Genomic DNA, 5,061 nt, shown 5'->3' with positions numbered 1-5,061 from the left:
TACGGTGGGCCTGCACTCGTCGATCACGTCGGGTCGCACCCAGCCGGCGCCAATGCCACTGCTAACTGCGAAGAGCCAGAATCACTCGATCGCCCGGCGGGCCGAGCTCGCGGCGCAGGACGGCATCGACTTGGCGCTGGTGTCGTTGTCGAGCCCGCTGGGGATCGAAACGCTTCCCGCAGCCGACGGGGCCGGCCTGCTCGACGCCTACCACGAGGGAGTGCTCGCGCTGCCGCACCCGTTCGGGGCGTGGGCGGCAGCGTCGGTCGACGATCCCGATCCCGCGGCGCTGCGCAAGGTGCTCGGGGCGGGCTGCGTCGGTCTCCAGCTTCCCGCCACCGCGTTGGCGGATGCCGACGGCTACGCGCGGTGCGCCCCGCTCCTCGACGAACTCGACCGCGTCGGTGCTCCCCTGTTCGTGCATCCCGGGCCCGCCGCGGCCGATCCGTCGGCTCCGCCGTGGTGGCCGGCGATGGTGTCGTACGTGGCGCAGATGCACACCGCGTGGTTCGCCTGGCACGAGTACGGGGCCCCTCGCCTCCCCGGACTGCGCGTAGGGTTCGCGATGCTCGCCGGGCTCGCGCCGCTGCACGCCGACCGGATGGCCGCGCGCGGCGGACCGGCGACGGTCCCGTCGGCCGGAGTGTTCGTCGACACCTCGTCGTACGGTCCCGAGATCGTCGAGGCCGTGGCGTCCGGACTCGGCCCCGACCGCGTCGTGCTCGGTTCGGACCGCCCGTACGCAGCACCGTTGCTGTTCGGCGACGCGCGCGACGAGCCCGTACGGCGACGCAATCCGGCCCGGTTGTTCCGAACGTCACACGAGTGAAAATCTTGACAGTGCCGCATCCGGCCGCTGAAGTGAGCGACATGCGTCTTCCGGCGACCCTGCGGCATCGCAGGCTTCATGTGGACTACGTCCGCATCGCCGGTGGTTTCTGTGGTTGTCGCGCCTGTCGTTGATCCCGGCCCGACCCACTTCCCCTGCCCGGACGACCCTACGATCCCGTCCGGCTCCCGTTTCGAGGAACCACGATGGCTGCTGCTCTTCTGTCCCCCTCCGTGCGCGTCGATCTCGCCGAGATCGTCCGTGACATCGCCGCGGACGTCTCCCGCTGGCGTCCGCTCGTCCGCTTCGACGAGACCGAACGCTGGTACACCCGGCTCGCCGTCGCCGACGACTACGAGGTGTGGTTGCTGAGCTGGCTTCCCGGGCAGCGCACCGGGATCCACGATCACGGTGGGAGTGCCGGTGCATTCGCCGTCGCGCAGGGACAGGTCCGGGAGGACACCGTCGACCAGCCGTGGTCGGAAGATCTTCCCGGGCAACGTGTGACGCTCTCCCGCACCCATCTGTCGGCGGGTGTCACGCGTCGATTCGACGATCGGCACGTGCACGAGGTCGTCAACGACGGTCCCGTCCCGGCGGTGACCGTGCACGCCTATACCCCCGCGCTGGACTCGATGAGCCGATACCGTCTCGAGAGCGGCATCCTCGCCCTCACGACCTCGGAGCGTGCCGGCGACGACTGGTGATCCACTCGTGACAAATCCGGCACAGTGGGTATCCGCCGGGATAGAGTCGAAAACCGACCGTGCCGCATCCGAGGGAGCAACCCGTGAAACGCTTCGCACGCACCACCGCGCTTCTCGCCGTGTCCGTATTCGCCCTGGCCGCCTGTTCCGGCGGCGGAGACGAGGATCCCCTCGCCGGAGACACAGCGGACGGAGGCGCGATCGTCGTCGGTTCGGCGAACTTCCCGGAGAACGTCCTGCTCGCGGAGATCTACTCGCAGGCGCTCGAGAGCACGGGGGCGGAGGTCACCCGCCAGTTCAACATCGGCAGCCGCGAGATCTACTACGACCAGGTCGCCTCGGGTGCCATCACGCTCGTCCCGGAGTACAACGGCGCACTGCTCGCGCGGGTCGACCCCGACAGCACCGCCTCGACGACGGAGGACGTCAATGCGGCCCTGTCCGAAGCCCTTCCGGACGGGCTCGAGATCCTGGCCTCCGCCCCCGGTGAGAACAAGGACGCCCTCGTCGTCACCGAGGAGACCGCGCAGCGCTACAACCTTGTGAGCATCGCCGATCTCGCGCCGGTCGCCGGCGAACTCGTCCTCGGCGGACCGCCCGAGTTCGAGACGCGTCAGCAAGGTGTCGTGGGTCTGCGTGAGGTGTACGGGGTCGAGTTCCGCGAATTCGTCCCCACCGACACCGGTGGCCCCATCACCATCCGCGCGCTCTCGGACGGCACCGTGCAGGCCGCGAACATCTTCACCACCGATCCGTCGCTGAGCACCGAACCGTTTGTTGCGTTGGAGGACCCGGAATCGGTCTTCGGAGCCCAGAACGTCACCCCGCTGGTGCATCGCGCCGATCTCGACGACGACCACGTCGCGAAGATCGACGCCGTGTCCGACAAGCTCACCACCGACACCCTCGTCGTCCTGGTCGGACAGGTGGTCACCGACGGTCGCGACATCGACGTCGTCGCCGAGGAGTGGCTGCAGCAGAACGATCTGAACTGACGGAAGTCGGTGCCACGTGATCACATTCGACAACGTCGGGAAGCGTTATCCCGACGGGACCGTCGCCGTCGACGGACTCTCGCTGGAAGTCCCGACGGGCACCCTGACGGTGTTCGTCGGGCCGTCGGGGTGTGGGAAGACCACCTCGTTGCGCATGATCAACCGGATGGTCGAGCCCTCGAGCGGGCGTGTGCTCGTCGGGGGCCGCGACGTCCGGGACGAGGATCCCCGGATCCTGCGCCGCGGCATCGGATACGTCATCCAGCACGCCGGGCTGTTCCCCCATCGCACAGTGATCGACAACGTCGCCACCGTGCCCCGGTTGCTCGGCGCGAGCCGTAAGGAGGCCCGCGCGACCGCGATGGACGTGCTCACCCGAGTCGGCCTCGGAAAAGAACTGGCGCAACGCTATCCTGCTCAGCTGTCCGGCGGGCAGCAGCAGCGTGTCGGTGTGGCACGCGCGCTGGCGGCCGATCCTCCGATCCTGTTGATGGACGAGCCGTTCTCCGCGGTCGATCCCGTGGTCCGCAAGGATCTGCAGGACGAACTCCTGCGCCTGCAATCGGTGCTGGCCAAGACGATCGTGCTCGTCACCCACGACATCGACGAGGCGATCAAGCTCGGCGACCGCGTGGCCGTCCTGCGGCCGGGCGGGGTGCTCGCCCAGTACGCGACTCCGGAGGAGCTTCTCACCTCCCCCGCCGACGATTTCGTCGCCGGATTCCTCGGCGTCGACCGCGGTGTGCGACTCATGTCGTTCTTCTCGTCCGCCGACCTGCCGTTGCGCACCGATCCGATCGTCACCCGCGATGCCGCCGAACTCGCCGTCGGCGACGGCTGGCTTCTCGTCGTCGACGACGACGGACGCCCGACGGGGTGGCGAGACGGCAGTGCCGATGCGGAATTCCTGCCGGCCGGAAAGCCGTTCGTTCCCGGGCGGGATCCGCTGCGCGTCGTGCTCGACGCGGCCGTGCTCTCACCGTCGGGCCATGCCGTGGCGGTGGACGACGACGGACGTGCGCTCGGGGTGATCAGTGGCGAAGAGGTGACCGCGGCGGTCCGCGCGGCGCACAACCACAGGGAGGCCGGCACCCCGTCTCCGCTCGCGATGCGGAAGTTGCGGTGAGCCTGCGGATTCCCGGCTACCTCGGGACGTTCTGGGAACTGCTCGGCGATCATCTCGTCATGGCCCTCGGCGCGTCGCTGCTCGGCCTCGTCCTCGCTCTGCCGCTGGGCCTCGCGTGCGTGCGGTGGCCGCGGGTGTACGCCCCGGTGCTCGCGGTCTGCAGTGTCCTGTATTCGATTCCGTCGCTTGCCTTCTTCGTCCTGCTCATCGCGTTCACCGGGATCAGCCGGACCACCGTGATCCTTCCGCTGGCCGTCTACGCGCTGGCGGGCCTCGTCCCGAACGTCGTCGACGGATTGCGTGCTGTGCCCGACAGTGTCCGCCAGTCGGCGGTGGCGATGGGATTCTCGACGCCGCGCCGGTTGCTCACCGTCGACCTGCCGCTGGCGATCCCCGCGGTCATCGCGGGGCTGCGGGTCGCGACGGTCGCGAACATCAGCATGGTGAGCGTCGGAGCGCTGATCGGCATGGGTGCCTTCGGCGCGTTGTTCACCGCCTCGGTGCAGCTCGACCGACTCGATCTGGCGATCATCGGCATCATCGCGACCGTCGTGATGGCACTGGTCGTCGACGCGGTGCTCGTGCTCGTCCAGCGTCTCGCCACGCCGTGGATGCACCGCACCTCGAAGGTGCGCCGATGACGACGCTGCTGAACTATCTGGCCGAATACTTCGGCGACTCCGCGAACTGGTCGGGCGCGTCCGGGATCCCGACGCGACTGGCCCAGCACTTCGGCTATACCCTGCTCGCGTTCGTGATCTCCGTGCTCCTCGCGTTGCCGCTCGGCCTGTGGACCGGGCACACGGGCCGCGGCGGTGTGCTCGTGTCGCTCACAGCGAACGCCGCACGCGCCCTCCCCACCTACGGCCTGCTCGTGTTGCTGGTCGTGCTGTACGGGATCGGGCTCGTTCCGGTGATGGTGCCGCTGGTGGCACTCGCGATCCCACCCATCCTGTTGAACTCCTACGAAGGGATCCGCGGGATCGACCCGGCGCTGACCGACGCCGCCCGCGGGATGGGGATGACCTCGTCCCAGATCCTGCTGCGGGCCCAGCTGCCGGTGGCCTTGCCGCTGATCCTCGTCGGCCTGCGCACCGCCGCCGTGCAGATCGTCGCGACCGCCACGATCGCCGCGGCAGTGAGCTTCGGCGGGGTAGGAAGGCCCATCGTGGACGGTCTCGCGCGCAGCGACTACGCCCTGGTCGTGGGCGGTGCCGCCCTCGCCGGGATCTGCTCGCTGGTGATCCTCGCGCTCTTCGCGGTCCTCGGCCGACTGCTCGTCTCACCCGGCGTCCGGGCCTCGCGCGACTAGGGTATGTCTGACAAGTGCTTTGTCCAGGCGACGACGGCGTTCAGCACTACGGCAGCGCGGTAGACGGTCGCGAGTTTGTCATATCGCGTGGC

The 5,061-nt window shown here is 69.0% G+C and carries 6 protein-coding genes; all 6 read left to right on the top strand.

The features are described from left to right. The first annotated feature begins 4 nt into the window (after positions 1 to 4). The 6 genes from A5767_RS05190 to A5767_RS05165 all read left to right on the top strand — a co-directional run bounded on the left by A5767_RS05190 (position 5) and on the right by A5767_RS05165 (position 4,969). Positions 5 to 829, top strand: coding sequence for an amidohydrolase family protein (locus A5767_RS05190; protein ID WP_231913125.1), 825 nt, complete (start codon positions 5 to 7; stop codon positions 827 to 829). Between the two features lie 206 nt (positions 830 to 1,035). Further along, positions 1,036 to 1,536 carry a cysteine dioxygenase gene (locus A5767_RS05185; RefSeq protein WP_064851842.1) on the top strand — a complete coding sequence of 167 codons (501 nt, stop codon included), beginning with the start codon at positions 1,036 to 1,038 and terminating at the stop codon, positions 1,534 to 1,536. Positions 1,537 to 1,619: 83 nt separating this feature from the next. Beyond that, positions 1,620 to 2,531 (top strand): ABC transporter substrate-binding protein, encoded by a 912-nt coding sequence (locus tag A5767_RS05180; RefSeq protein ID WP_024102446.1) that lies wholly within the window; start codon positions 1,620 to 1,622, stop codon positions 2,529 to 2,531. Between the two features lie 16 nt (positions 2,532 to 2,547). Next, positions 2,548 to 3,657 carry an ABC transporter ATP-binding protein gene (locus A5767_RS05175; protein ID WP_024102447.1) on the top strand — a complete coding sequence of 370 codons (1,110 nt, stop codon included), beginning with the start codon at positions 2,548 to 2,550 and terminating at the stop codon, positions 3,655 to 3,657. Beyond that, positions 3,654 to 4,298 carry an ABC transporter permease gene (locus tag A5767_RS05170; RefSeq protein WP_006550779.1) on the top strand — a complete coding sequence of 215 codons (645 nt, stop codon included), beginning with the start codon at positions 3,654 to 3,656 and terminating at the stop codon, positions 4,296 to 4,298. Before A5767_RS05175 ends, A5767_RS05170 begins: the two co-directional genes overlap by 4 nt. Further along, on the top strand, positions 4,295 to 4,969 hold the full coding sequence (locus tag A5767_RS05165) for an ABC transporter permease (RefSeq protein WP_006550780.1): 675 nt from the start codon (positions 4,295 to 4,297) through the stop codon (positions 4,967 to 4,969). Before A5767_RS05170 ends, A5767_RS05165 begins: the two co-directional genes overlap by 4 nt. Positions 4,970 to 5,061: the final 92 nt, after the last annotated feature.

It is taken from the genome of Rhodococcus sp. 852002-51564_SCH6189132-a (genome assembly GCF_001665495.1).
Taxonomy (GTDB): domain Bacteria; phylum Actinomycetota; class Actinomycetes; order Mycobacteriales; family Mycobacteriaceae; genus Rhodococcus; species Rhodococcus pyridinivorans.
Note: the sequence above shows the minus strand (reverse complement) of the source record. Positions and strands in the feature narration are given on the sequence as shown.